This is a genomic window from Bacillus sp. BS3(2021) (assembly GCF_021043345.1).
Classification (GTDB): domain Bacteria; phylum Bacillota; class Bacilli; order Bacillales; family Bacillaceae; genus Bacillus; species Bacillus paralicheniformis.
Genome location: NZ_JAJNDM010000010.1, coordinates 53,794 through 79,425, shown reverse-complemented (window position 1 = coordinate 79,425; position 25,632 = coordinate 53,794). Strand labels below are relative to the sequence as shown.

General features: G+C 48.4%; 28 protein-coding genes, 1 riboswitch and 1 other annotated feature. Of the genes, 25 read left to right on the top strand and 3 right to left on the bottom strand.

What is annotated here, in order from left to right; genetic code table 11:
• The first annotated feature begins 121 nt into the window (after positions 1-121).
• On the top strand, positions 122-1,075 hold the full coding sequence (locus LQ247_RS19195; RefSeq protein ID WP_026579835.1) for a ring-cleaving dioxygenase: 954 nt from the start codon (positions 122-124) through the stop codon (positions 1,073-1,075).
• 82 nt (positions 1,076-1,157) lie between these two features.
• Here LQ247_RS19195 and LQ247_RS19190 read toward each other — a convergent pair whose 3' ends face one another.
• Complete coding sequence (locus tag LQ247_RS19190; protein ID WP_145624494.1) at positions 1,158-2,462, bottom strand: S1C family serine protease; 1,305 nt, start codon at positions 2,460-2,462, stop codon at positions 1,158-1,160.
• Between the two features lie 158 nt (positions 2,463-2,620).
• On the opposite strand from LQ247_RS19190, the gene proG reads away from it, so the two are divergent.
• From proG to LQ247_RS19140, 10 genes are all read left to right on the top strand, one after another.
• Positions 2,621-3,433: a pyrroline-5-carboxylate reductase ProG gene (gene proG / locus LQ247_RS19185; protein WP_231006439.1), complete on the top strand. Its 813-nt coding sequence runs from the start codon at positions 2,621-2,623 to the stop codon at positions 3,431-3,433.
• Positions 3,434-3,651: 218 nt separating this feature from the next.
• Positions 3,652-4,476: a M55 family metallopeptidase gene (locus LQ247_RS19180; RefSeq protein ID WP_231006438.1), complete on the top strand. Its 825-nt coding sequence runs from the start codon at positions 3,652-3,654 to the stop codon at positions 4,474-4,476.
• A 15-nt stretch (positions 4,477-4,491) separates the two neighbouring features.
• Positions 4,492-5,418: an ABC transporter permease gene (locus LQ247_RS19175; protein WP_023856763.1), complete on the top strand. Its 927-nt coding sequence runs from the start codon at positions 4,492-4,494 to the stop codon at positions 5,416-5,418.
• A gap of 4 nt (positions 5,419-5,422) precedes the next feature.
• Positions 5,423-6,382, top strand: a complete 960-nt coding sequence (locus LQ247_RS19170; RefSeq protein ID WP_003180946.1) for an ABC transporter permease — start codon at positions 5,423-5,425, stop codon at positions 6,380-6,382.
• Between the two features lie 7 nt (positions 6,383-6,389).
• Complete coding sequence (locus LQ247_RS19165; RefSeq protein ID WP_231006437.1) at positions 6,390-7,388, top strand: ABC transporter ATP-binding protein; 999 nt, start codon at positions 6,390-6,392, stop codon at positions 7,386-7,388.
• Positions 7,389-7,419: 31 nt separating this feature from the next.
• Positions 7,420-9,045, top strand: coding sequence for a peptide ABC transporter substrate-binding protein (locus LQ247_RS19160; RefSeq protein ID WP_231006436.1), 1,626 nt, complete (start codon positions 7,420-7,422; stop codon positions 9,043-9,045).
• Positions 9,046-9,118: 73 nt separating this feature from the next.
• Complete coding sequence (locus LQ247_RS19155) at positions 9,119-10,051, top strand: S66 peptidase family protein (protein WP_223254842.1); 933 nt, start codon at positions 9,119-9,121, stop codon at positions 10,049-10,051.
• 18 nt (positions 10,052-10,069) lie between these two features.
• Positions 10,070-11,149 (top strand): mandelate racemase/muconate lactonizing enzyme family protein, encoded by a 1,080-nt coding sequence (locus LQ247_RS19150; RefSeq protein ID WP_195536237.1) that lies wholly within the window; start codon positions 10,070-10,072, stop codon positions 11,147-11,149.
• A gap of 14 nt (positions 11,150-11,163) precedes the next feature.
• Entirely contained in the window at positions 11,164-12,051 is an 888-nt protein-coding gene (locus tag LQ247_RS19145; protein WP_059231328.1) for a C40 family peptidase, read from the top strand.
• Between the two features lie 19 nt (positions 12,052-12,070).
• Complete coding sequence (locus LQ247_RS19140; protein WP_195536239.1) at positions 12,071-13,084, top strand: ABC transporter ATP-binding protein; 1,014 nt, start codon at positions 12,071-12,073, stop codon at positions 13,082-13,084.
• A 92-nt stretch (positions 13,085-13,176) separates the two neighbouring features.
• On the opposite strand, the gene LQ247_RS19135 is transcribed toward LQ247_RS19140, so the two are convergent.
• Positions 13,177-14,064 (bottom strand): dimethylarginine dimethylaminohydrolase family protein, encoded by an 888-nt coding sequence (locus LQ247_RS19135; protein WP_231006435.1) that lies wholly within the window; start codon positions 14,062-14,064, stop codon positions 13,177-13,179.
• Positions 14,065-14,255: 191 nt separating this feature from the next.
• Between LQ247_RS19135 and LQ247_RS19130 the strand changes: the two genes are divergently transcribed.
• The 13 genes from LQ247_RS19130 to LQ247_RS19070 all read left to right on the top strand — a co-directional run bounded on the left by LQ247_RS19130 (position 14,256) and on the right by LQ247_RS19070 (position 24,558).
• Positions 14,256-14,774, top strand: a complete 519-nt coding sequence (locus LQ247_RS19130) for an acyl-CoA thioesterase (RefSeq protein WP_023856769.1) — start codon at positions 14,256-14,258, stop codon at positions 14,772-14,774.
• A gap of 117 nt (positions 14,775-14,891) precedes the next feature.
• Positions 14,892-15,626: a DUF421 domain-containing protein gene (locus LQ247_RS19125; RefSeq protein ID WP_224067355.1), complete on the top strand. Its 735-nt coding sequence runs from the start codon at positions 14,892-14,894 to the stop codon at positions 15,624-15,626.
• Positions 15,627-15,834: 208 nt separating this feature from the next.
• The gene (locus tag LQ247_RS19120; RefSeq protein WP_231006434.1) at positions 15,835-17,142 is read left to right on the top strand and encodes a pectate lyase family protein; all 1,308 of its coding nucleotides are present in this window, start codon (positions 15,835-15,837) and stop codon (positions 17,140-17,142) included.
• A gap of 118 nt (positions 17,143-17,260) precedes the next feature.
• On the top strand, positions 17,261-17,593 hold the full coding sequence (locus LQ247_RS19115) for a PadR family transcriptional regulator (RefSeq protein ID WP_075753181.1): 333 nt from the start codon (positions 17,261-17,263) through the stop codon (positions 17,591-17,593).
• A 4-nt stretch (positions 17,594-17,597) separates the two neighbouring features.
• Positions 17,598-18,347: a DUF1129 domain-containing protein gene (locus LQ247_RS19110; RefSeq protein ID WP_231006433.1), complete on the top strand. Its 750-nt coding sequence runs from the start codon at positions 17,598-17,600 to the stop codon at positions 18,345-18,347.
• A 91-nt stretch (positions 18,348-18,438) separates the two neighbouring features.
• Entirely contained in the window at positions 18,439-18,939 is a 501-nt protein-coding gene (locus LQ247_RS19105; protein WP_020451093.1) for a small multi-drug export protein, read from the top strand.
• A gap of 4 nt (positions 18,940-18,943) precedes the next feature.
• Positions 18,944-19,465, top strand: a complete 522-nt coding sequence (locus LQ247_RS19100) for a DinB family protein (protein WP_020451094.1) — start codon at positions 18,944-18,946, stop codon at positions 19,463-19,465.
• Between the two features lie 46 nt (positions 19,466-19,511).
• A riboswitch (guanidine-I (ykkC/yxkD leader) is annotated at positions 19,512-19,614 on the top strand.
• A gap of 59 nt (positions 19,615-19,673) precedes the next feature.
• Positions 19,674-20,003: a DMT family transporter gene (locus LQ247_RS19095; protein WP_020451095.1), complete on the top strand. Its 330-nt coding sequence runs from the start codon at positions 19,674-19,676 to the stop codon at positions 20,001-20,003.
• Complete coding sequence (locus tag LQ247_RS19090) at positions 20,003-20,317, top strand: DMT family transporter (RefSeq protein WP_020451096.1); 315 nt, start codon at positions 20,003-20,005, stop codon at positions 20,315-20,317. Before LQ247_RS19095 ends, LQ247_RS19090 begins: the two co-directional genes overlap by 1 nt.
• A 113-nt stretch (positions 20,318-20,430) precedes the next feature.
• Positions 20,431-21,333, top strand: coding sequence for a formyltetrahydrofolate deformylase (gene purU, locus LQ247_RS19085; RefSeq protein ID WP_231006430.1), 903 nt, complete (start codon positions 20,431-20,433; stop codon positions 21,331-21,333).
• Between the two features lie 55 nt (positions 21,334-21,388).
• Positions 21,389-21,607, top strand: a binding site (T-box leader).
• Positions 21,608-21,665: 58 nt separating this feature from the next.
• Positions 21,666-22,763, top strand: a complete 1,098-nt coding sequence (gene proB / locus LQ247_RS19080) for a glutamate 5-kinase (protein ID WP_231006428.1) — start codon at positions 21,666-21,668, stop codon at positions 22,761-22,763.
• 12 nt (positions 22,764-22,775) lie between these two features.
• On the top strand, positions 22,776-24,023 hold the full coding sequence (locus LQ247_RS19075; RefSeq protein WP_231006426.1) for a glutamate-5-semialdehyde dehydrogenase: 1,248 nt from the start codon (positions 22,776-22,778) through the stop codon (positions 24,021-24,023).
• Positions 24,024-24,132: 109 nt separating this feature from the next.
• Positions 24,133-24,558: an organic hydroperoxide resistance protein gene (locus LQ247_RS19070; protein ID WP_105978992.1), complete on the top strand. Its 426-nt coding sequence runs from the start codon at positions 24,133-24,135 to the stop codon at positions 24,556-24,558.
• A gap of 42 nt (positions 24,559-24,600) precedes the next feature.
• On the opposite strand, the gene LQ247_RS19065 is transcribed toward LQ247_RS19070, so the two are convergent.
• Positions 24,601-25,053 carry a MarR family winged helix-turn-helix transcriptional regulator gene (locus tag LQ247_RS19065; protein ID WP_105978991.1) on the bottom strand — a complete coding sequence of 151 codons (453 nt, stop codon included), beginning with the start codon at positions 25,051-25,053 and terminating at the stop codon, positions 24,601-24,603.
• Positions 25,054-25,213: 160 nt separating this feature from the next.
• Between LQ247_RS19065 and LQ247_RS19060 the strand changes: the two genes are divergently transcribed.
• Complete coding sequence (locus LQ247_RS19060) at positions 25,214-25,627, top strand: organic hydroperoxide resistance protein (protein ID WP_020451103.1); 414 nt, start codon at positions 25,214-25,216, stop codon at positions 25,625-25,627.
• Positions 25,628-25,632: the final 5 nt, after the last annotated feature.

Below are 25,632 nucleotides of genomic sequence, written 5' to 3'. Positions count from 1 at the left end.
TTTTAGGGGAAACAGGAAAGAAGGTCCTGTAAGACGGTTTGGTTGACTTTTCAAATCAAATCGCCTATTTTTGAGAAAGAAGAAATCTCGAATTCGAGATATTTAATGAGGAGATGATAGAATGAACGTAAATGGCATCCACCACGTATCCGCTTTAACTGCCAACGCTCAACATAATCTGGATTTCTATGTCAAAGGGCTTGGCATGAAACTGATAAAAAAATCGGTCAATCAGGATGAGCCGACGATGTATCATTTGTTTTACGGTGATGAAGTCGCGTCTCCGGGTTCAGATTTGACATTTTTCGAAATTCCGATGCTTGCCAGGAGACGGGAAGGGACGAACTGCATTTCGTCCGTATCACTTCGGGTTCCCGGCGAACAAGCACTCGAATTTTGGAAGAAGCGGCTTCATGAGCTCGGCGCAGAGACTTACGACATCGAGACGCGTGCGGGGCGGAGCGTTCTCCGCTTTTTAGACCATGAAGGACAGAACATGATGCTTGTGGCTGATGAAAAGGGAAAAGATCATGGAGTGCCTGTGAAAAACGGCGTCATTCCTGAGGAGGTCGCGATCAGGGGGCTCGGCCCGGTCGAATTGACTGTCAAGGACGCCGGTCCGACAGCTGCGGTACTGACCGATATTCTCGGCTTTCATAAAATCGGTGAGGAACAGGCTGATGAAACCGGCCGTACGCTTCACATTTTTGAATCGGGTGAAGGAGGAGCAGGCGCGGAGGTGCATGTGAAAGAGTCAGATGACGGCAGAAGAGAGCGTCCCGGGAGAGGAAGCGTCCATCATGTCGCATTCCGTGTCAAAGATGAAGAAGAACTTAAACAGTGGCATGAGAAAATCAACGAGAACGGCTTTACGAATTCGGGGATTGTGGAGCGCTATTATTTTAAGGCGCTGTATTTCAGAGAACCGAACGGCATACTTTTTGAGCTGTCGACTGACGGGCCGGGCTTTGCCGTTGATGAATCTATCGATGAGCTCGGCCGAAGCCTTGCGCTGCCGCCGTACCTGGAACATCGGCGGAAAGAGATTGAAGCGCGGCTGAAACCGATTCAATAGAAAACGAGGTCCTGAAAAGGACCTCGTTTTTTTATATAAAAGGCATCCGGCGCAGCCGACAGCCTAAAAGGGGGGCATGCTGTTAAGATGATGCGGATTCTTTTTGGTCAAGCGTCATTTGTTTTGTCATTGTTTTGCCGTTTCGAATGAGGGTAACCTTTACCGTATCCCCGATTTTTGCATCGTTGTAAAGAAGGTTGCGCAGCGCACTTCCCGTATCGGTTTCTTTTCCGTTAAAGCTGATGATGACATCGTTCTCTTTAAGGCCCGCTTTATCAGCAGGGGAGCCTGAAGCGACCTGGCGGATGTAGACGCCTTTGTTTAACTGGCTGCCGCTTAATCCGAGGGTGCCTGTTTGATAGTTTTCCGGCACCTGCTCAAGATCCATCATGCCGATTCCGATAAACGGACGCTCAATTTTTCCTTTAGACATCAGCTCTTCTGCAATCGGTTTGACATCATTGCTTGGAATCGCAAATCCGATGCCTTCCACTCCGCTTTCACTGATTTTCATACTGTTGATGCCGATCACTTCTCCCTTTGTATTCAAAAGGGCGCCTCCGCTGTTGCCGGGATTGATGGCCGCGTCTGTTTGAATGACGTTCATCTCGGTTTGGCCTGCGGACGTATCAACGGAAACGGTCCGATCAACACCGCTGATGATGCCTTGCGTCACCGTTCGGGACAGATCTTTGCCGAGCGGATTTCCGATTGCAATGACCGATTCACCCGCTTTCAAGCTTGAAGAATCGCCGAAAGATGCGACTTTTTCGACGTGTTCAGCGGAAATTTCAACAACGGCAAGGTCTGTCAAGGAATCGCTGCCCAGCAATTTTCCTTCCACTTCTTTGCCGTTTGACAGGGAAACCGTCAGTTTAGATGCGCCTTCGACAACGTGGTTATTTGTAATAATGTATGCTTTGCCGTTTGCTTTTTTATAAATGACACCTGAGCCTGTGCCTGTTTCTTGTTCGCTTGAACTGCTGCTGTTGCTGTTGCTTTCAAACCCAAACATACCGCTCTCCGTTTGTTTTTGATAGTTTGAAATACCGACGATGGCGGGAGATACATTTTCCACCATTGTTGAAATGTCAGACGAATTGGTGCTGGACAATTTTTCGGTATTCGCTTTATTGGAAGAAGCCGATGAGTTCGCAGTCTCATTAGTTTGTGTCTGGACAGATGTATTGGCCGTTTCGTCTTTGCTATGCTGGTATGTCGTGACACCGAGAACGAGGCTTCCCCCGATGATGCCGCTGAGGATCGGCGTCATCCATGAGAGTCTCCGCTTTTGCTGTTCTGCTTTTTTTATCGCCTGGTCGGGCTTTTGATCGGAGACGATGAGTTCGTTTTTCGTTTCAAGCTGATCTTCTCTATTATATTCCATCATTTTCACGCTCCTATTGTTATCATATCCTTTGATGCCTCAATCATAATCAAAGACTGTGGGATAAACATGAAAACATTGTGGGAAATTGTCAAAGAAAAAGGATAGAATAAATAGGGTGCTATTTATAATATGACATGTCAGAGGTGTTCTAAACGTTGAAAAAGATTGGATTTATCGGATACGGAAGCATGGCGCAGATGATTGCGGTGAAACTGCTTGATCAGGAGAAAATCAGCGATGACATGGTGGTCGTCAGCTCAAGGAATGATGGGAAAACAGGGGAGCTGAGAAAACTTTACCCGAATGTCGCCTGTCAATCAGCCGAAGAGCTCGCCAAACAGTGCGGCCTGATCTTCATCTGTGTACCGCCGATGGCGGTAAAGGAAACGCTTGAGAACATACAGCCGTTTCTTCAGGAGGATGTCCACATTGTTTCGATTGCCGCGGGGGTCGAGCTTGACCGGCTTCACGACTGGACAAGCGGACAGGTGACGAGATACATTCCGACCCTCACATCTGAAGCCGGGATCGGTGTTTCGCTTGTTGTCCACGGCGAGCGGGTTGCTGAGGCGGACAAAAGCCGGCTGGAAGAATATCTTTCCGTTTTCAGCACAGTCAAACAGATACATGAGAGAGATATTGACGCTGCGAGCAATTTAACAAGCTCTTCACCAGGGTTCATCGCTTCGATCTTTGAAGAATTTGCTCAAGCTGCCGTCAGAAACAGCAGCCTCACGAAAGAAGACGCGTTTCAATTTCTGATTCATTCATTGCTGGGAACGGGCAAGCTGTTAATGGAAAAAGACATGACGTTTGCACAAACGCTTGATCGGGTGGCGACAAAAGGCGGCATAACCGGAGAAGGGGCGGAGGTCATTCAAAATGCCATGCCGGAAGTCTTTGACGAGCTGTTTGCCAGAACGATGAAGAAGTATGAAGACATTAAAGACGCTGTCCGCCGGCAGTGAGCTGCGGCATTTATCGACATATCCGGACATCCCAAAGCTGCCTGATCAGGCAGCTTTTTTATTTGCATTCGACAACATTCATCAAAATTCCAATTTTATATTAAATTTCTAAAATTACCAATGGTTATTGCATTTCTATTAAAATTCTAATATAATTTGTTAGAATATTCCCAAAATAATAAAAAATTTGAGACGTTTTTCATAAGGGGTGGTTTTTTGTGAAGCTGTATATGTCTGTTGATATGGAGGGGATTTCCGGACTTCCGGATGATACGTTCGTCGATTCAAGCAAGCTGAACTATGAGAGAGGCCGGAAGATCATGACGGACGAGGCCAATCATGTGATTGACGAAGCGTTCAAAAGCGGATGCAGAGAGGTGCTTGTCAATGACAGCCACTCTAAAATGAACAATCTGTTAATTGAGCGGCTCCATCCTGAAGCGCTGCTCATTTCGGGAGATGTCAAACCGTTTTCGATGGTCCAGGGACTTGACGATACATGCGATGGTGCCGTGTTCGTCGGCTACCATGCGAGAGCATCGATGAGAGGCGTGATGTCTCACAGCATGATTTTCGGCGTCAGACATTTTTACATAAACGATCAGGCGGTGGGCGAGCTGGGGTTCAACGCTTATGTTGCCGGTTATTACGGCGTCCCGGTTATCATGGTTGCCGGTGACAGCGAGGCGGCAGCTGAGGCGGAGAAACTGATTCCGAACGTAACGACAGCGGCCGTCAAGGAAACGATATCCCGTTCGGCGGTCAAATGCCTGACGCCGGAGAAAGCGGGGCAGCTATTAAGAGAGCGGACGGCATATGCGATTCAAAACCGCGATCAAGTCAAGCCGCTCACGCCTCCGGACAGGCCGGTGCTGCGGATTGAGTTTGCCAATTACGGGCAAGCCGAGTGGGCGAGTCTGATGCCGGGTGCTGAAATCGAACCGCAAACGACGACTGTCCGCTATCAAGCGAAAGACATTCTTGAAGCCTATCAAGCGATGCTTGTCATGACCGAGCTTGCGATGAGAACAACATTCTCCTAGGAAGGTGGGATGAAAATGGCGGGTTACATCATGAAGCGGCTTCTGTCGATGCTGGCGACCATTTTGGTGATCACGACATTGACCTTTGTGATGATGAAAGTGATTCCGGGCTCTCCCTTCAATGAAGAAAGAAACACGAATGAAGCGGTTCAGCGCAACCTTGAGGCTTACTATCAGCTTGATGAGCCTCTCTTTGTTCAATATTTGTATTATGTCAAGTCGATCGTTACCTTTGATTTCGGGCCATCGATCAAGCAGCCTTCACAAAGCGTGAACGATTTGCTGTCAAGAGGGTTCCCTGTTTCATTTGAGCTGGGGATGACGGCGCTGATTATGGCGGTCATTTCCGGGATCGTACTCGGAATCTTTGCCGCGCTGCGGCAAAACGGCGTCATCGACTATATAGCAATGACCATTGCCGTTCTCGGCATTTCGGTTCCCAACTTTATTATGGCGACCTTGCTGATACAGCAATTCGCCGTCAATTGGAACATATTCCCTCCATCGACATGGACGAGCCCGCTTCATATGGTGCTTCCGACTGCGGCTTTGGCAATGGGGCCGCTGGCGATTATCGCCAGGCTGACCCGTTCCAGCATGATTGAAGTGCTGACACAGGATTATATCCGAACGGCCCGGGCTAAAGGGCTTTCCCCTTTTAAAATTGTCATGAAGCACGCCCTGAAAAACGCCCTTATGCCAGTCGTAACGATTCTCGGGACGCTTACCGCTTCGATTTTAACGGGAAGCTTCGTCATCGAAAAAATCTTTGCGATTCCGGGCATGGGAAAATATTTTGTTGAAAGCATCAACTCCCGCGATTACCCCGTGATTATGGGTACCACCGTTTTTTACAGCATTATCCTCATCATCATGTTGTTTCTTGTCGACATGGCCTACGGAATCCTGGATCCGCGTATTAAACTGCATAAGAAAGGGTGAGCATATGAGCCTTCCAGTCCGCACAGAAAACGAAGCGTCTTCAGGCAGTGATATCCCTGTTGAATGGTTTGCCCCGCTGAAACAAAAGCAGGATGAGCGTGAATCCGTTGCAAGGCCGAGCCTGTCATACTGGCAGAACGCCTGGCGGATTTTAAGGAAAAACAAGCTGGCGATGGCGGGATTGGGCGTGTTAATCTTCCTGTTCATCATGGCTGTTCTCGGACCGGTTCTTTCTCCGCACAGCGTCACCCAGCAGACGCTTTCCGAGCAAAACCTGCCTCCGTCGATGGAGCATTGGTTCGGAACCGATGAGCTCGGCCGCGATGTGTTTACAAGAACGTGGTATGGAGCGAGGATTTCACTGTTTGTCGGCGTGATGGCGGCTTTGATCGATTTTGCAATCGGCGTCATCTATGGCGGTATCTCCGGCTATAAGGGCGGCAAAACAGACCATGTCATGATGCGGGTCATCGAAGTGCTGCATGGACTGCCTTATTTATTGGTCGTCATTCTTCTCATGGTCATGATGGGGCCTGGACTCGGGACGATCATCGTTGCGCTGACTGTCACCGGCTGGGTCGGCATGGCGCGGATCGTCAGGGGTCAGGTTTTGAAGGTGAAGCATGATGAGCATGTTCTCGCATCCAAAACCTTCGGAGCGAAAACGGTAAGGATCATCAGGCGGAATCTCCTTCCGAACATGATGGGAGCGATCATCGTCCAGATGACCTTGACGGTGCCGTCGGCCATTTTTGCCGAAGCGTTTCTCAGTTTCCTCGGTTTGGGCATTCAAGCCCCGTTTGCGAGCTGGGGTGTCATGGCGAACGACGGCCTTCCGGTGATCTTATCGGGACACTGGTGGCGGCTGTTTTTTCCTGCTTTCTTTATTTCATTAACAATGTTCGCTTTTAATGTCGTTGGAGACGGACTGCAGGATGCGTTAGATCCGAAGCTGAGGAGGTAATGTGTTTTTGCGGAAAAAAGTATTGGAAGTCGAGAATCTGCATGTTTCATTTACGACATACGGCGGCACGGTCAAAGCCGTCCGCGGCGTGAGCTTTGAGTTATATGAGGGGGAGACGTTTGCGATTGTCGGTGAGTCGGGATGCGGAAAAAGCGTGACATCGCAAAGCATCATGCAGCTTTTGCCGAAGTTTTCGGCAACGATCACAGACGGTGCGGTCCGCTTTAAGGGAAAAGACTTGCGCCATCTGTCCGAAAAAGAGATGAGAAAGATCAGAGGGGCCGAAATCTCAATGATCTTCCAGGATCCGATGACAGCCCTGAATCCGACCTTGACCGTCGGAGACCAGTTGATAGAAGCGCTTTTGGAACATCGGCCCGTGTCTAAAACAGACGCTCGAAAAGCGGTCATTTCGATGCTTGAGCTCGTCGGGATTCCGAATCCGAAAGAGCGTTTGAGGCAGTATCCGCATCAATTCAGCGGCGGGATGAGGCAACGGATCGTGATCGCCATGGCGCTCATCTGTGAACCGGAGATTCTGATTGCGGATGAACCGACGACCGCGCTCGATGTTACCATTCAGGCGCAAATTCTTGAGCTGTTTAAAGACATTCAGCGGAAAACCGGTGTATCCATCATTTTAATCACCCATGATTTAGGTGTAGTCGCACAGACGGCGGACAGAATCGCCGTGATGTACGCTGGGAAAATAGCGGAAACGGGAGCGAGGAGGGATATTTTTTACCGTCCGCAGCATCCGTATACAAAAGGCTTGCTGCATTCCGTTCCGAGGCTTGACCTTGAAGGTGGAGACCTCGTTCCGATTGACGGGACGCCGCCAGATTTGTTTTCTCCGCCTGAAGGGTGTCCGTTTACGGCGCGCTGTTCCTATGCAATGGAAGTATGCGGCAAGGTTTATCCTGCCGTTGCAGAAGTCTCGGCGGGGCATCGTGTGTGCTGCTGGCTTCAGGATGAAAGGGCGAAACGGGCTCTGCTGACAACATAATCATGAAATCGATTTTCAATGGGGGGATTTGATGAAAAGGCTAGCGAGCGTATTGGCTGCCGCAGTTGCGGTCATTCTGCTGTTCGGATGTACGGCAAATGAACAGGCTGGGCAGGAAACGAAGAAGAAAGCGAAAGAAACGGCTGGAGAACAAGTCCTGAGGCTGAACAATGAAAATGAACCGACATCTTTCGATCCGCCGATCGGCTTTAATAATGTCTCATGGCAGGCGCTGAACAATCTGATGGAAGGTTTGACTAGGCTTGGCGCAGACCATGAACCGGAAGCGGCGTCCGCCGAAAAGTGGAACATTTCCGACGATGGGAAGACATATACTTTTACAATCCGTGATGATGCCAAATGGTCGAACGGAGACCCTTTAACCGCTGGGGATTTTGAATATGCGTGGAAGCGTCTGCTCGATCCGAAAACGGGCTCTTCCGCCGCGTTTTTAGGCTACTTTATCGAAGGCGGCGAGGCCTTTAACAGCGGAAAAGGTGCGAAGGATGATGTCAAAGTCAAAGCGGAGGATGAAAAAACGCTTAAGGTGACACTCGAAAGTCCGCAGCAGTCGTTTTTAAGCATTGTAGCCAATCCGGCTTTTTTCCCGGTTCCTCAGAAAATCGCCGAAAAAAATCCGAAATGGCATGAAGAAGCTGCTACATTTGTCGGCAACGGTCCGTTTAAACTGACAGAATGGAAGCATGATGAAAGCTTTACGATGGTAAAGAGCGATACGTATTGGGACCGGGATACTGTGAAGCTTGATAAAGTGACATGGGCGATGGTCGATGACAGAAATACCGACTACCAAATGTTCGAGTCGAATGAGCTCGATACGGCTTATGTGCCGGCTGAAATGAGCGAGAAGCTGATAGGTTCTGACGAGGTGAAGGTGTTCGATCAGGCAGGTCTTTACTATTACAGATTCAATGTCAATAAAGAACCGTTCCAGAATGAAAAGATCAGAAAAGCGTTTGCGATGGCCGTCGATCAGCAGGAAATCGTCGATTATGTCACGAAAAACGGTGAAAAACCGGCCCGCGGATTTGTGTCTCCGGGAATCAAAGGGCCGAACGGCAAGGATTTTCGCGAGGAAGGCGGCGATTTGCTCAAATATGACGCCGATGAAGCGAAACAGCTGCTCGAAAAAGGCATGAAGGAAGAAAACTACGAAAAGCTGCCCGCCGTTACGCTGACATACAGCACAAAACCGGAGCATAAAAAAATGGCGGAAGCGATTCAGCAGAAGCTGAAAAGTACGCTCGGCGTCGATGTGAAGCTCGCCAATATGGAATGGAATACATTCCTTGAAGAACAGAAGGCGCTCAAATTTCAATTTTCCCAAAGCTCTTTTCTGGCTGATTATGCGGATCCGATCAACTTCCTGGAAAGCTTTCAAACGGGTAACGCAATGAACAGAACCGGCTGGAGCAATTCAGAGTATGACGAACTGATCAAGGCGGCGAAAAATGAAGCTGATGAAGAAAAACGCACAGAGCTGCTGCATCAGGCTGAAGAACTGCTGTTTGAAGGGATGCCGATCATACCGATCCACTTCTATAATCAAGTCCATTTGGAAAAGGAGAATGTGAAAGGCATCGTCCGTCATCCGGTTGGCTACATTGAACTGAAATGGGCCGAAAAAACGTCATGATCAAACTTGTCCGTCTGCCACTTTCTTTGTGCACGCCACCGCACAGAGGCGGGCGGACTTTTCATAAAGGGGGATGTCTCAGTTGAATATTGCGCCTCAAAGATTAATGCAGGGAGATACAGTCGGTGTGATTGCGCCGGCCAGTCCGCCCGTCCCCGAAAAGCTTGACCGCGCCGTCCGGTTTTTAAAAGAACTCGGGCTTGAAGTCAAAGTGGGACGTTCAGCCATTGAAAGACACGGCTATTTGGCGGGGAACGATGAAGAGCGCTTGGAGGATCTGCACGACATGTTTGAAGACCGTTCGGTCAAAGCTGTCATCTGTGCCTGCGGAGGTTACGGCACGGCGAGGATTGCCGAGAACATTGACTACCGACTCATCAAAAGTCGCCCGAAAATTTTTTGGGGCTATTCAGACATCACTTTTTTACATACAGCGATCAGGCAAAACACCGGACTTATTACATTTCACGGTCCGATGCTCAGTTCGGATATCGGCAATAAAGACGTGCATCCGCTCACCCGGCGCTCTTTCCGGCAGCTGTTTCAAAAAATGACGCTCACCTATACAGAGGAGCTGTCGCCTTTGGAAACGCTCGGAAACGGTGCGGCGAAAGGGGAGCTTGTCGGCGGAAACCTCGCTCTTCTGGTGACGACGCTCGGTACGCCTTATGAAATTGATACGAAAGGAAAGCTTTTGTTTATCGAGGATGTCGATGAAGAGCCTTACCGAATTGACCGGATGCTGAATCAATTGAAAATGGCCGGGAAATTATCGGACGCCGTCGGCATCCTGCTGTGCGATTTTCATAACTGCTCCCCGAAAAAACGCGGTGAGTCACTTACATTAAAAGAAGTTTTCCAAGATTATATCGCCGCTGCAGGAAAACCGGCGCTGTCAGGCTTTAACATCGGCCATTGTTCACCAAATATCGCCGTTCCGGTGGGGGCGCAAGCCGTCCTTGACGCCGACAAAAAACAGCTTACGATCGATCCGGGAATTTCTTGATGAAAAAAGGAGGCTGCTATGAAGATTGCCGAAATGACGACAAACCGTATCGCCGTGCCGCTGAAAAAACCGTTTAAAACAGCGCTTCGAACTGTCCGCACAGCGGAAGCCATCATTGTCAAATTAACGGCTGAAAACGGGATGACAGGCTGGGGCGAAGCGCCTCCGACTGCCGTTATTACCGGTGAGACGCTTGACAGTATTGAGGGGGCAGTCAACACGATATTCGCACCGGCGCTCTCCGGGCGCAATTTGCGAATGGCGGAGGCGATATTTCATGACATCGACAAGCTGATTGTTGGAAATACAAGCGCAAAGGCCGCTGTAGAAACAGCCGTCTACGATTGCTTGGCGCAGCTTTGCGGTCTTCCCCTGTATCAATTGCTGGGCGGATACAGGCGGGAGATCGAGACGGATTTTACTGTCAGCGTCAATGACCCGGAAGAAATGGGGAAAGACGCGGCCCGTTATGTAAAAGATGGGTTTCGTACGCTCAAAATTAAAGTAGGAAAAAACGACATGGCAACAGACCTCGAACGGATCAGGGAAATCCGCAAACAAGCGGGGGCCGCTGTCCGGATCCGTGTGGACGCCAATCAAGGCTGGACGGCGAAACAGGCTGTCAAAGCCATTCGGAAAATGGAGGATGAGGGGCTTTCGATCGAGCTTGTCGAACAGCCGGTCCACCGGTGCGATCTCGAAGGCTTGAAACAGGTGACAGATGCTGTCGATACGCCGATTATGGCGGACGAAAGCGTGTTTACCCCAAGGGATGCTTTTCACGTGCTGAAAACGAGAAGCGCCGATCTTATCAATATTAAACTGATGAAAGCGGGCGGCATCAGCCAGGCGTTGAAAATCAACGCCATGGCAGAAGCGTGCGGAGTGGAATGCATGGCCGGAAGCATGATCGAAACAAGGGTCGGCATCACAGCAGCCGTCCACTTCGCAGCAAGCCAGAAAAATGTGACAAAATTCGATTTTGATGCGCCGCTCATGCTGAAGAAGGATATTGTTGAAGGCGGCATCCGCTATCATGGAGGAACGATCACGATACCGGATGCTCCCGGACTCGGTATCACGAAAGTCAACCATTGAGAGGGGGAAGACGAATGAGCCTTTATACGACAACCGTCTCGGTCGCCAACGTCTGGACCAGTCCGGAAGCACCGCGCCGCATTGACCGGTTGATGCTGGCAAATCCCGTACATGTAAGAAGCTGGCTTGACGCAATGTCCTTCGATGAGCGTCTTGAGCTGTGTACGGCAAACCTTGTTCAAACACAGGTGCTTTTCGGAGAAGATGTGCAGCTTATAAAAGAGCGGGAAGGCTGGGCGTTCGTCATCATTCCCGGGCAGCCGTCTGCAAAAGACGAACGCGGCTACCCGGGCTGGATACCAAAGGAATGCCTGGCCGAAAAAAGCCCGGCGAAGTCTGAGACAAGCGCCGTCATTCAAAAACCGACGGCTTTTCTATATGATGACAAGAAAATGAAAGTTCTTGAGCTGAGCTTTCTCACTAAGCTGCCCGTTTTGTCTTCGGACGGCATTTGGTTTGAGGTTGATACACCGCTCGGACGCAGATGGCTGAAAAAAGAAGATGCGGATATCGAAACACCTGTAAAAGGCAGTGGAGACGACATCGTTCAAACCGGTGAGGCGTTTTTGAACCTGCCCTATCTTTGGGGAGGAATGAGCGGTTTTGGCTACGATTGCTCAGGATTTGTCTTCAATATGCTGAAGGCGAACGGCTGCTCAGCGCCGCGCGATGCCGGCGATCAGGCGAACAGCGGAAAAGAGGTGTCCTTCAGCAGCCCGAAGCGGGGCGATCTACTGTTTTTCGCATATGAAGAAGGCAAAGGGCGGGTTCACCATGTCGGCATTTACTGCGGAAACGGAGAGATGCTGCACTCTCCAAAAACGGGAAAATCGATTGAGGTCATACCTCTTAAAGGCACAATTTATGAAAAAGAGCTGTGTGCCATCAGGCGCTATTTTTAATTAAAACGGGGGGATTGGCATGCAAACCGGCGCTTTATTGAAAGTCAGCCGTCTCAAAATGCACTTTGACGCCGGAAGGGGCAAAACGGTCAAAGCGGTCGACGGCATTTCATTTGATATTAAAGAAGGAGAGACGTTCGGACTCGTCGGAGAATCGGGCTGCGGCAAGTCGACTTCCGGAAGGGTGCTGATGCGCCTTTATCAGCCGACAGAGGGCGAGGTTACATATCGGGGAAAAAACATCCACAATTTGAGCGATGATGAATCATTCCAGTACAACCGCAAAATTCAAATGATTTTTCAAGACCCCTATGCTTCACTAAATCCGAGGCTAACGGTCAGGGAGATTATGACAGAGCCCATGGAAATCCACGGCCTGTACGGAGGGAAAAAGGCGCGTCTTGAAAAAGCGGACGAGCTTCTGGAAGCAGTCGGCCTGCACAAAAGCTTTGCCAATCGCTATCCCCATGAGTTCAGCGGCGGACAGAGGCAAAGAATCGGCATCGCCAGGGCGCTTGCGCTTGAGCCTGAATTTATCGTTGCTGATGAGCCGATATCCGCACTTGATGTCTCCGTCCAGGCGCAAGTCGTCAACCTTTTGAAAAAGCTGCAAAAGGAAAAAGGGCTCACGTTTTTATTTATCGCCCACGATCTTTCCATGGTGAAGCACATCAGCGACCGGATCGGCGTCATGTATCTCGGGCACATGGTCGAGATCACCGACAGCGGCCGGCTTTATCAAGAACCGCTGCATCCTTACACCCAGGCGCTTTTATCGGCTATCCCGATTCCCGATCCGGATGTGGAAGATAAGCGGAAACGAATCATACTGAAAGGCGAGCTGCCAAGTCCGATCGATCCGCCGAGCGGCTGCGTTTTCAGAACGAGATGTCCCGCCGCGACGGACATTTGCACCGCCAAAAAACCGCTCTTAAAAGAAGCCGATGACGGTCATTTTGTCGCCTGCCATCTGTATGACGGCGACGCGAGAAATGAGGAGGACGGCATGAAGGTGACGCTGCAGGCGAGGTGAATATAGAAAGAAGGAGCCCTTGTTACAGGGCTCCTCAGTTTGCCGGCGACTTTTCAGAATCGCTCAGCCGCTCATGCCAAATGAAACAAGGATCAGGCGCCGCCTTGGTGACATCCGGTAGAAGTACGCTCAATCGGCAATGTACAGCATCTGAAAGACCCGCCGGATTTTATGATCTCGGATAAGTCGATTTCGATGACCGTATAGCCCCTTTTTCTGAGCTCCTGATTCACGTGGCGGTTAACAGGCAGGCTGATCACGGTTTTATTGCCGATAGACAGAACGTTTGTACCGAGTTGGAACTGTTCATCATCCGTAATTTCGATCATCTCATAGCGTTTTTTCAAGACGTCGTATTCTCTTTCTCCTAAGGCTTTTGGATAGACAAGCGCTTCTGTCGGCGAAAGAATGTTGAAGACGCAATCCAGATGAAGGAACGTTTCTTCAAACGGAACCGGTATGACTTCATAAGAGGGAAGCCTGCGCTTCAGCTCTTGGACGGCCGAGAACGTCGTTCTGTGGCTGATGCCGGCATATATGGTATTTTGGTCGACGAGGATGTCGCCGCCTTCGATTTGATAGCCTTCATTAAATGCGGCCCAGGAGATCTGTTCTTTTGCCAGCCATTCCTGCAGGACGTTTTCTTCGCCCTGGCGGATGTCGGCTGATAGCTGTGCGGAAAACACAGTGTCTCCGATCGTAAACCCGATATCGCGCGTGAAAACCTGTTCCGGAAATTGGCTTAAAGCAGGCAGAAGCTCGACTTCAATACCCCGGCTCTCCAATTCTTTTATCAATGTTTCATGCTGGCGGACGGCCAGCGTTTTATCGATATTATCCTTTTGGAAATACTTTTGTGTTTCGTTGATCACTTCTGCGATCTCCATATACTCCGGTCTGCATAACACCACTTTTTTTAAGACATCGTATTCGCTTGTGCAGCCCGCCCCACGGTTTTTTTTCGATATTGCTGAGTCCATTTTGATTCCCCCGTCCTCTCTTTAGTCATTTCATTATTCCCTTCCCGCAGCGGGAAATAAACATTTTAGCCAGAAAATCTGACAAGTCAGCCGGATAAAAAAGTTTAGACAAATGAATTCTAATAGTGTTTAATAAAGAAAAAATCCACTTTACAAACGCATCTTAGTAGACATCAAAGGAGTAATGGATGATGAATGGACCTGAGAAAAGATACTGCAAAGAATCAAAAGTTGTCAAAACAAGCAGGGTGTTTCCGCTTGACACGAACAATCACAACACATTGTTCGGCGGCAAGCTGATGAGCTATATCGACGATATCGCCTCAATATCGGCAGCGAGACACTCGAGGTGTGAAACCGTGACGGCTTCCATGGATTCCGTCGATTTTCTCGAACCGATCCGCCAGGAAGATTCCGTCTGCCTTGAATCTTATGTGACATGGGTTGGCAGAACGTCCATGGAGGTATTCGTCAAAGTCATTAAAGAGCATTTGCTGACAGGCGAACGAAAGCTTGCGGCGACATCCTTTTTAACCTTCGTGGCGCTTGATCAGGACGGCAATCCTCAGGCCGTTCCCCAAGTTGTACCGCAGTCTGAAGAAGAAATCATGCTGCACCAGACCGCCCGGCAGCGCGCCGAAGAACGGAAAAACCATCGCAAACACAGCAAAGCGCTGGCCCAGGCGCTGGCTGTGGACAAACCTTGGTAAACATACGAACAAAACCCCGGCTCAGCATCAGTTTGCCGGGGTTTTGCTGTGCAATGAATACACAACCCAATATTTGTTCAAAATAAATGACAAAAAACGGAAAGAAGTTTTGGTGAAATGCTTGAATTTGTATGGACTTTTTTAGCCAAGCCTGCTTTAGTGTTCTCTATAGCTTATATTCTTTTCCGAATCGCAGGGAAGAAAGCCGTTTCGCAAATGACGAACTTCGACCTTTTGCTGACATTTGCGATTGGAACGATCATCAGCGAACCGATTCTTACTTCTAAAATTTCAATGTCCATTTATTACGCACTTACCTTTCTGATCTTCTATTTGTTGATTGAAAAGCTGTCATTACACAATAAATGGCGCTGGTTTCTTGTCGTCAGTCCGACCGTGCTGATCCGAAACGGCAATATTGATGAAGGGGGATTAAAAAGAGAGCGGCTGACCGTCAATGAACTGCTCGGCAAATTGCGCGAAAAAGGCTATGCCGATCCGAAAGATATCGATATCGCCCTGATTGAAGAATCGGGCCAGATCAGCGTGATTCCCAAATCGGAAGCGAGGCCTGTACAGCCGCGAGACCTCAGCTTGGAGACGAAGCGGAATTTCGTGCCGATTCCGCTTATTTTAGACGGCGAAATCATCGAACACAATTTAAAATACTTGAAAAGAACGAAAGAATGGCTGTTTCAAAAATTAGAGGATAAAGGGATTGAGCAAGCGATGCTGCCAACCATTACGCTCGGCACCTTGAACGAAAAAAATGAAATTATGATTGATAGGGAAGATCCCGGCAGCCCGTTAACTGATGATCCATATCTTTATAAACCGGGGCAAGACCATTAATTTTCGCCGAATAGGCGATTTTTTATTTTCTACTATTTCAGAAAAATGTTAAGAGTCTGTTCTTTTATTCGTTGATAAAAATGAACAGGGCATTTGTCATAAAAGTTGAAAATGGTGTCATAAAAAATAGGAGGAAAATATGTTGTTTTCTGTATTTTTATAGCATATATTAGTTTTTGTGAAAAAATTTTGATGGTAGGTGCAATTGATGAAAAGGTTTTTTAGTGTAATAATTTTGGGCGCCCTGCTGCTGCTCGGCACTTCTGTGCCAATCGAAGCGGCAGACTACGGACGCGACGTCCTCGGCTCAAAAGACGGCTGGGGCGCTTATGGAAAAGGAACGACCGGAGGCGCTGACGCTTCTTCTGATCAGGTATATACGGTCAAAAACCGCAAGCAGCTTGTTGAGGCATTAGGGGGAGACAATAAAAAGAACAGCGAAAATGATACGCCGAAGATCATCTATGTGAAGGGAACAATCAATCTTAGTGTTGATGATGACAACAATCCTTTAGGCTATGAAGATTATAAAGACCCTGAATATTCGATCGAAGCGTATCTCAAAGCTTATGATCCGAAGAAATGGGGGAAAAAGGAGCCGTCAGGAAAGCTTGAAGAGGCAAGGCTCCGCTCCAAAGACAATCAGAGGGAGCGTGTCTTGATCAGAGTCGGTTCAAACACGACGATAATCGGGCTCGGAGATGATGCGAAAATCGTCGGCGGAGGCCTTTATGTCAAAACCGCGGAAAACATCATTATCCGCAATATCGAATTCGAAAACGCGTACGATTTCTTCCCTGGCTGGGATCCGACGGATGGGAGCAGCGGAAACTGGAATTCAGAATATGACAACCTGCTGATTGAAATGTCCAAAAATATTTGGATCGACCACTGCTCATTCAATGACGGAGATCAGCCTGATGAGCTGAACGAAACGTATTTCGGGCGTGAATTCCAGCATCACGACGGACTGCTGGATATCAAAAAGCAGTCGGATTTTATTACGGTATCATACAGCATATTTTCAGGACATTCTAAAAACACGATTATCGGATCAAGCGACAGCTACAAAGCAGACAACGGTCATTTAAGGGTGACATTCCACCACAATCTCTACGAAAATATAAAAGAGCGGGCACCGCGCGTCCGCTACGGAAAAGTGCACATTTACAACAACTATTTTAAAAGCACGAAAGACAGCTACAATTATTCATGGGGTGTAGGCTATTCTTCAAAAATTTATGCTGAGGACAACTACTTCGACCTGCCGGAAGGAACGAAGCCTCAAAAATTGATGAAGGTCTTTAAAGGTGACGCTTTATATGAAAAAGATACGGTCGTAAACAACCAAAAAAGCGTCGCAAAAATCGATGTTGTCAGCACATACAACAAAGCAAACCATGCGTCTGTCAAAAAATCGGCCGGCTGGAAGCCGACGCTGTTTGAAAAAATCGACGACGCAGAAGATGTGCCGACAATCGTTGAAGCGCAGGCAGGCGCAGGAAAACTGAAGTAATATACGCAAAGCGGACATCCCATGTCCGCCTTTTTTTTTTCGGGTATCTTGCAATACAAAATACCATATGTTATGATTCATCTATCTTGTATTGCAAGATACATAAAAGAGGTGGCTTATGAGTTCAACGCAAATGCTGAAAGGGATTTTAGAAGGATGTCTGCTTGCTGTCATATCCGAAGGGGAGATATACGGCTATGAAATGACAAAGGTGCTTGCGGGATACGGTTTTTCGGATATCAGTGAAGGAAGCATCTATCCGATTCTCCTGCGCATGCAAAAGGAAAAATGGGTGGAGACCGAACTAAAACGGTCGGCGAGCGGCCCGAAGAGAAAATATTACAGACTGACGCCCCTTGGCGAAGCGGAGCTTCAATCGTTCATCGGGCGTTGGAAGGCATTATCCGGGAACGTCAATGCGCTGCTCGAAAAAAAACTGAAGGAGAAGTGAAATCGTGCTATCAAAAGACATGCAAAACGTATTGGACGACATGAGATTGTATTTAATGTCTGTAGGAAAAAGCGACAAAGAAATCGAAGGGATCATGAATGAGCTGACTGTTCATGCCTTGGAAGGGGAAAAGGAAGGAAAAACCGTCCGGCAAATTTTTGGGGATTCTCCCAAGTCATATGTTCAAGCGCTGTCAAAAGAGCTTTCATCAAGGCCGGGGGAGATCGCCAAGTTGTTCTTTGCCATTTTGATCGGCGCGATATCCTATTTTATATTCAGTGACGCCGTGAACGACAGCCTCAATTATTCGGTCTATGTACTGGCAGGCTATCCGCTTTATATTTTGCTGGCAGCGGCTATGTTACCGCTGTTGGGCCGCGTTTCAGCGTTTAAAGGGAAGAAAACGGCCTTCATGTATACGATGATGTACACCGCTTTGACGTTTTTTCCGATTTTGGCGATTATTTTTATTGATCGGCAATTCGGGACACCTATTCTTTCGTTTGACGGGGGAAGCCGCTGGCTGATTATGGCTCTGTCGTTTCTCGTGATCGTACTTTTGTCTTTCAGGTTGAAAGCTGCAGCCTTGTCCATATTGCCCCTGCTTTTAGCCGGAACGCATTTTTTGTTTCAGTATATGAAGTGGGATTCAGCTGGAGCTATGATGGCAGAGACTTATATTCCCTACATCGGGCTGCTGCTCGTCATGTTCATTGAGACAAAGCGTGCCAAAAATACGGCTCAATATGAATGAAATACGGAAGAGCATGATATTTTTTAAGGTAAAGACTCTTGCCTTTTGGCGATCACAATGTTTATGATCAGACATGAAAGGTGGCCGATATATGGATATGATGTGGGGCTATGTACTCGTCTTTATTTTGGCTGCGATTCCGTGGTTTGAAGTGATCGGTGTCGTGCCGCTAGCGATCGTTGCCGGGCTTAAACCGGTTCCGTCCGCTATTATCGCACTATTCGGAAATCTGTTAACTGTACTGCTGCTTATTTTTTTAATTGACAAAGTGAAGGCGTGGCTTGAAAGAAAACGCGGGGAGCGGGGAACGGAGACCGATAAGCTCTCAAAAAGGAAAAGCAGAGCGAAAAAAATATGGCTGACCTACGGCATCCCTGGCCTTTCTTTCGTAGGACCTTTCTTTATCGGCTCCCACTTAACCGCGTTTATGTGCATGGGCTTCGGGGCCAAGCACAGGCAAACGGCGCTGTGGATGACGGGGAGTCTCACGGTATGGACAGCGGTGTCGGCTGTCGCTGCCTACTACGGTTTCAGTTTCCTCGCTCCTGAAAATGAAGGGCTGCTGAAAAATATCTTTAAACAAGAGGAGTGAAGTTATGCCGTTTTTAAAGGATTTATCTCCAGTTGAAGAGATGGCGCCGACAGTCGGGGTGCTTTTTTCGGCGGTCAATGAAAACATCGAACGGCTGAAATCAATCGTCTCCGGCATCAGCCGGGAGGAGCTGGAATATAAAGGGGAGCATGGCGACAAAAACAGCATCGCCCAGCTGATCTATCATTTAATCAATGTCGATATTCGCTGGGTATACAGGCTGAAGGGAAGCGAATTTCCCAGAGAGCTGGAAGAGAAATACGGGCCGATGACAGATGAAAACGGACGTTTGCCTGAGGTAAAAGGCTTACCCTTATCCGTGTTAATCGAGTGGTATGACGAGGTGCTGGAGATGTTGAAACGCACCGTTAAAGGCTTCTCGGAAACAGACTTGTTGAAGAAGGTTCCGTATGAGGGAGGGTTTTCGACCATCCGCTGGGGAATCTGGCATATGTCTGATCATAACCGCTATCACCAAGCGCATATCCAGGCCTGCTTAGGGGAGTACCGCAAGCAAAACAGTTGATTTTTTCGAATGATTTGGTATGATGCTAATTAGCAAACTTCATAGCGTTAAAGTTTTCTAGGGTTCCGCACATTCGGATGTGGTCTGGTCCGAGAGAAAACACATATGATTTGTTCATATGCACACGGAGGGATAAAAGCCCGGGAGTATCGTTTTCATCGATAACCCGGGTTTTTTCTTTTGCTGAAAATGAATTGGAGGGATTTTGATGAGATGGGGCAGTGTCATACTTGCAGCCTTGTTTGAAATTGGCTGGGTCATGGGGCTGAAACACGCTGATTCGGCTCTTGAATGGATCGGCACGGCGGCGGCCGTCGCGATGAGCTTTTATATACTGGTGAAGGCGGGAGAGAAGCTGCCGGTCGGAACCGTGTATGCCGTATTTACCGGTCTCGGCACAGCGGGAACGGTCGTCTGCGAAATCGTCTTGTTTCATGAGCCGGCAAATATCGCCAAGCTTGCTCTGATCGGTGTTTTGCTATGCGGCGTGATCGGCTTGAAGCTTGTAACAAATGAAGAGAAAGGGGAGGCGTCATAATGGAATGGATCTGCCTCATCGCCGCCGGTATACTGGAAATGCTCGGCGTGACGATGATGAACCAGTTTCATAAAGACAAGCGGCTGAGATGGATCTTATTGTTGATCATCGGTTTTGCCGCTTCGTTTTTCTTGCTATCCCTTGCGATGGAGACGCTGCCGATGGGAACGGCGTATGCAGTTTGGACAGGGATCGGCACGGTTGGAGGTGCGCTTGTCGGCATCCTGTTTTACGGAGAGCCGAAAGACGGAAAACGCATCTTTTTCATCGCGCTCATTTTGGGATCAGCCGTCGGACTGAAACTGATAAGCTAGAGTCCGGCCCGTGCACTTTATGGCAAATGGGCGTCCGTAAATTGATTTTTCAATAAACTCCAGTATAATGAAAAGATAGTTTACGAATTACAAGCAAAGAGGGTTTTACGAAAATGAATGCATATATGAAACAGCAGTTATCGCAATATCAGGAAATCAATAACGATAAGGCCCGCCTTCTGGTCAGCTGTCCGGATCAGCCTGGAATCGTCGCCGCCGTTTCTTCCTTTTTATTTGAAAATGGCGCGAATATTATTGAATCGAGCCAGTATACGACAGACCCTGAAGGAGGCCGGTTCTTTCTGCGGATTGAGTTTGAAGCCGAAGGCATCCGCAAAAAGATCGAACAGATGAAAGCGACATTCGCCACTGTGGCGGAGTCCTTCCAAATGACGTGGAGCATGAATTTGGCGAGCGAGCTGAAACGCGTCGCTATCTTCGTTTCAAAAGAGCTTCACTGCCTGCATGAACTGCTGTGGGAGTGGCAGAGCGGCAATTTGATGGCGGAAATTGCAGCGGTTATCAGCAATCATGAAGATGCAAGAGAAACCGTTGAATCGCTGAATATTCCGTTCCTTTACATGAAAGCGAACAAAGACATCCGTGAAGAAGTGGAAAAACAGCAGCTGAAATGGCTTGAAGAGTATCGTGCGGATGTCATCGTTCTCGCCCGCTACATGCAGATTTTAACGCCTGATTTTGTCTCGGCTCATCCGAACAAAATCATTAATATTCACCACTCATTCCTGCCGGCTTTTATCGGAGCGAATCCGTATAAACGGGCATATGAAAGAGGCGTTAAACTGATCGGAGCAACATCGCATTATGTGACAAACGAATTGGATGAAGGACCGATCATCGAACAGGATATCGAACGGGTCGACCACAGAGACAATGTGGAAGCATTGAAAAACATCGGCCGCACGATTGAGAGAAGCGTTTTGGCAAGAGCGGTCAAATGGCACTTGGAAGACCGGATTATCGTGTATGGAAACAAGACGATCGTCTTTAATTAAATTGTTTGATCTCCCTCTTGACAGAGGCGTTTTTCCTAGGCATAATAATAAAAAATCACGAGCGTTGAAGAGGGCCAGTAAGCAGTTCTTTCTGTGAAAGAGAGTGAAATGGCATGCTGAAACATTTCACCACATGAAACCTGCTGAACCTGCCTCGGAGTCTCAGGGGGAAAACCTGGGCGCATACCCTGGCGTTAAAGGGGAAAGAGGAGTGCGCTTTTTTCTCGCGCATTCAATGAAGGTGGTACCGCGGAAAGCTCTTTTCGTCCTTTTTATTTGGACGAAAAGGGCTTTTTTTTGGCTTCTGCCAGATCATCTCGGAGGGAAAAAACGTGAAAAAACAACGGATTGTCATTAAAATCGGAAGCAGTTCATTAACCAATTCGAAAGGCAGCATCGATGAGGCGAAGATCAATGACCATGTTCGGGCGATAGCTGCTCTGAAAAAAGAAGGCCATGAAGTCATCTTCATTTCGTCGGGGGCTGTCGCTGCGGGATTTTTACAGCTCGGCTATCCCGCGAGGCCTGTCACGCTAAAGGGGAAACAGGCTGCAGCGGCCGTCGGCCAGAGCTTGTTAATGCAGACATACATCAAGCATTTTGCAGACCGCGATATCAAGCCTGCGCAAATTTTATTGACAAGAAACGATTTTGCCAAACGGGAACGGTATCGAAATGCATATGCGACCATTATGGAACTGATTGAACGGGGGCTTGTCCCGATTATTAATGAAAATGATTCGGTATCTGTTGAAGAATTGACGTTTGGGGACAATGACATGCTATCCGCCCTGGTGAGCGGACTGATTCATGCCGACAAACTCATCATTTTAACGGATATTAACGGCCTCTATGATTCGAATCCGAATGAACATCCTGATGCCCGCCGTTTTGATTACATTCCCGAAATTACGGACGAACTTTTGGGCTGCGCCGCATCCGCCGGTTCAAAAGTCGGGACGGGCGGAATGAAGTCGAAGCTTTTGGCGGCAAAAACCGCTCTTTCACTCGGCGTCAATGTTTTCATAGGCGCCGGAGAGGGAGATGATAAGCTGATTCAGATTTTAAAAGGAAACGGGGACGGCACCTATATCGGCCAATCCGACCTGTCTTCCGTCAACAATCATAGACAGTGGATCGCTTTTCACTCTCCTGTCTCAGGGAAGATTACCGTTGATGAGGGGGCTGAGCTGGCGATTATCGAAAATGGCGGCAGCTTGCTGCCGGCCGGCGTAACAGCAATATCCGGGAATTTTCCGAAAGGGGCGGTTGTCGAAGTTTACGGACCGAACGGCTTGGCCGGAAAAGGCCAAACGCTGTACTCCGCAGCAGAGCTTGAAGAGGTGAAAGGGAAACGAAGCGATGAGTTCCATCATGAAGAAGGGATAGAAGTCATCCATCGAAATGATTGGGTAAGTATTAAAGAATAAGGGGATGAAAGAATGAGCGAAGTGATTGAAAAAGCAAAAAAGGCTAAAGTCGCAAAAGAAGAACTGGTTCATCAGCCGACTGCAAAGAAAAATGAGGCGCTTTCCTTCATCGCCGAGGCGCTCCGCTTTAAACAAGATGAGATATTGGCAGAAAACGAGAAAGATATCGTTCGCGGCAAAGAAAAAGGCTTTTCACCTGCGCTGCTTGACCGCCTTGCCTTAACGCCGGAGAGACTGAATGATATGGCAGACGCCGTCATGCTGCTCATCAAGCTTGAAGATCCTGTGGGGGAAACGATTGAAACGATCCGCAAAGACAACGGGCTTTTCATTGAAAATGTCAGGGTTCCGCTCGGAGTCGTCGGCATGATCTACGAGGCCCGGCCGAATGTAACGGTCGACGCCGCGACCCTTTGTTTGAAAACGGGAAATGCCGTCATCCTGCGGGGCAGTTCATCAGCCATCAACAGCAATCAAGCGCTCGTCCGCGTGATCAGAGAAGCGCTCGAACAATCTGCGCTTCCGCAGGATGCCGTTCAGCTCATTGAAGATACAAGCAGGGAAGCGGCAAAACAGCTGTTCACTTTAAACGACGGCTTGGATGTCCTGATTCCGCGAGGAGGGAAAGACCTCATTGATATGGTGGTGCGGGAATCCACAGTGCCTGTCCTTGAAACAGGCGCGGGAAACTGTCACATATTCATTGATGAATCGGCTCGGTCCGACATGGCCGAGCAGGTTGTAATCAATGCCAAAACGCAGCGTCCTTCTGTCTGCAATGCGATTGAAACGGTGCTTATCCATAAAGACTGGGCGAAGAAGCATACGACAGCGCTGCTTCAAAAGCTTGAAGAAGCAGGCGTTGAAATCAGGGGAGACGAAGCTGTATGTGCGCTGCTGCCATCTGCGGTTCCTGCTCGCGAGACCGACTGGGAAACCGAGTTTCTTGCGCCGGTTGTCAGCATCAAAATTGTCGCCGGAATCGATGAAGCCATCCGGCACATCAGGCAGTACGGCACGCGTCATTCGGAAGCGATTCTGACTGAAAATCAGGAAAACGCCCGGTTTTTCTTAACGTCTGTTGACGCTGCAGCGGTTTACCACAATGCTTCCACGCGTTTTACGGACGGCTTTGAATTCGGCTATGGCGCCGAAATCGGCATCAGCACGCAAAAGCTTCATGCAAGGGGGCCGATGGGCCTTAAAGCGCTGACTTCTTCTAAATATATCATTAAAGGAAACGGGCAAATCCGGATATGAAAGTGAAACATCCTGTCTTGACATGCAGACAGGATGTTTTTTTGTTGCGTTTTCGTATTTAATTTTATAAAATTTAATTGTGCACAATATAAATTAAAGGAGACGATAAATCATGAAACCGCTATTTACCTCGCAAGCTACTGCCAAAGGCGGCAGAGACGGACAAGTCACCTCATCTGACCGCGTCCTTGAACTGGAGCTGGCCATGCCGGGAACGCCAAAAGCCAAGAAGAACGAAAATGCCACCAATCCGGAGCAGCTGTTTGCTGCCGGATATGCGGCATGCTTTGACAGTGCATTGCAATTGACCGCCCAAAAAGCGCGTCTTCGAATGGAGACAGAGGTGACGGCAAACGTCAGCCTTCTGAAAGATGAAGCAGATGAAGGCTATAAGCTCAGTGTCACGCTGCAAGTAAAAGGAACCGGCGTTGAACAGTCGGAGCTCGAAAAACTCGTTCACCAAGCTCATACCGTTTGTCCGTATTCAAAAGCGATTTCCGGAAATGTTGATGTCAGCCTTGAAGTCATTTCTTAAAAAAAAAGGCGCCTTCATATCGAAGGCGCCTTTTTGCTGTCTTTACAGCGCATCTGTGTTTTTCGTCAATGAAGCCAGAAGGGATTCAAGCGTTTGTTTCAAGTTCTTCAGTTCGCCAGCCGACAGATCGGTCTGGGCGATCATGTGTTGCGGAATGCTGCTCGCTTTTTCCTGAAGTGCCTGGCCGCCTGCTGTCAGTCTGACGACCACAGACCGTTCATCTTCAGGTGACCGCTCCCTTGTTAAAAGCCCGTGCTGCTCCATCCTCTTCAGCATCGGCGTCAGTGTGCCGGAATCGAGATAAAGGAGCTTGCCCATTGTTTTGACGTTTAATTCCCCGTGCTCCCATAATAAAAGGAGTGCGAGGTACTGCGGATACGTAATATTGAGTTTATCAAGCAGCGGCTTGTAAAGCTTCGTCATTTCACGCGAACTGGCATAAAGGAGAAAACAAAGCTGTCTGTCAAGCCTCATATGTTCAAATTCGTTTGTCATCGTTTCACCAACTCTTTTTTATGTTCCTTTTTATTGTATAAGATTTTTCGTTTTTTTCCCATTGTTCTGCAGAAAACCCGAAAAAACAAAAACGGATGTTTAAAAAACTCATTTTGTGAAATATAAAGAGTAGAGGAAAAAAACGTAAGGAGGAATCAGGATGACTGCATTATTTACAGCAAAAGTCACGGCAAAAGGCGGAAGATCAGGACATGTCACATCAGATGACGGGGTTTTGGATCACAACATTGTCATGCCAAATGAAAAAAAAGAAGGCGAATCAGGGACAAATCCTGAACAGCTCTTTGCGGCGGGATACGCGGCGTGCTTCGGCGGCGCATTGGAGCATGTCGCAAAACAAAAAGGCATTAACATCGATTCTGAGGTTGAGGGCCATGTGAGCTTGCTGAAGGATGAGAGTGACGGCGGTTTTAAAATCGGCGTCAAGCTGATCGTCACCTCAGGCGGGGTAGACAAAGAAAAAGCGAAAGAGCTGGTCGAAGCCGCTCATGACTTTTGCCCTTATTCAAAAGCGACGAGAGGAAATATCGACGTCAGCCTTGAAGTAAAATAAACAAA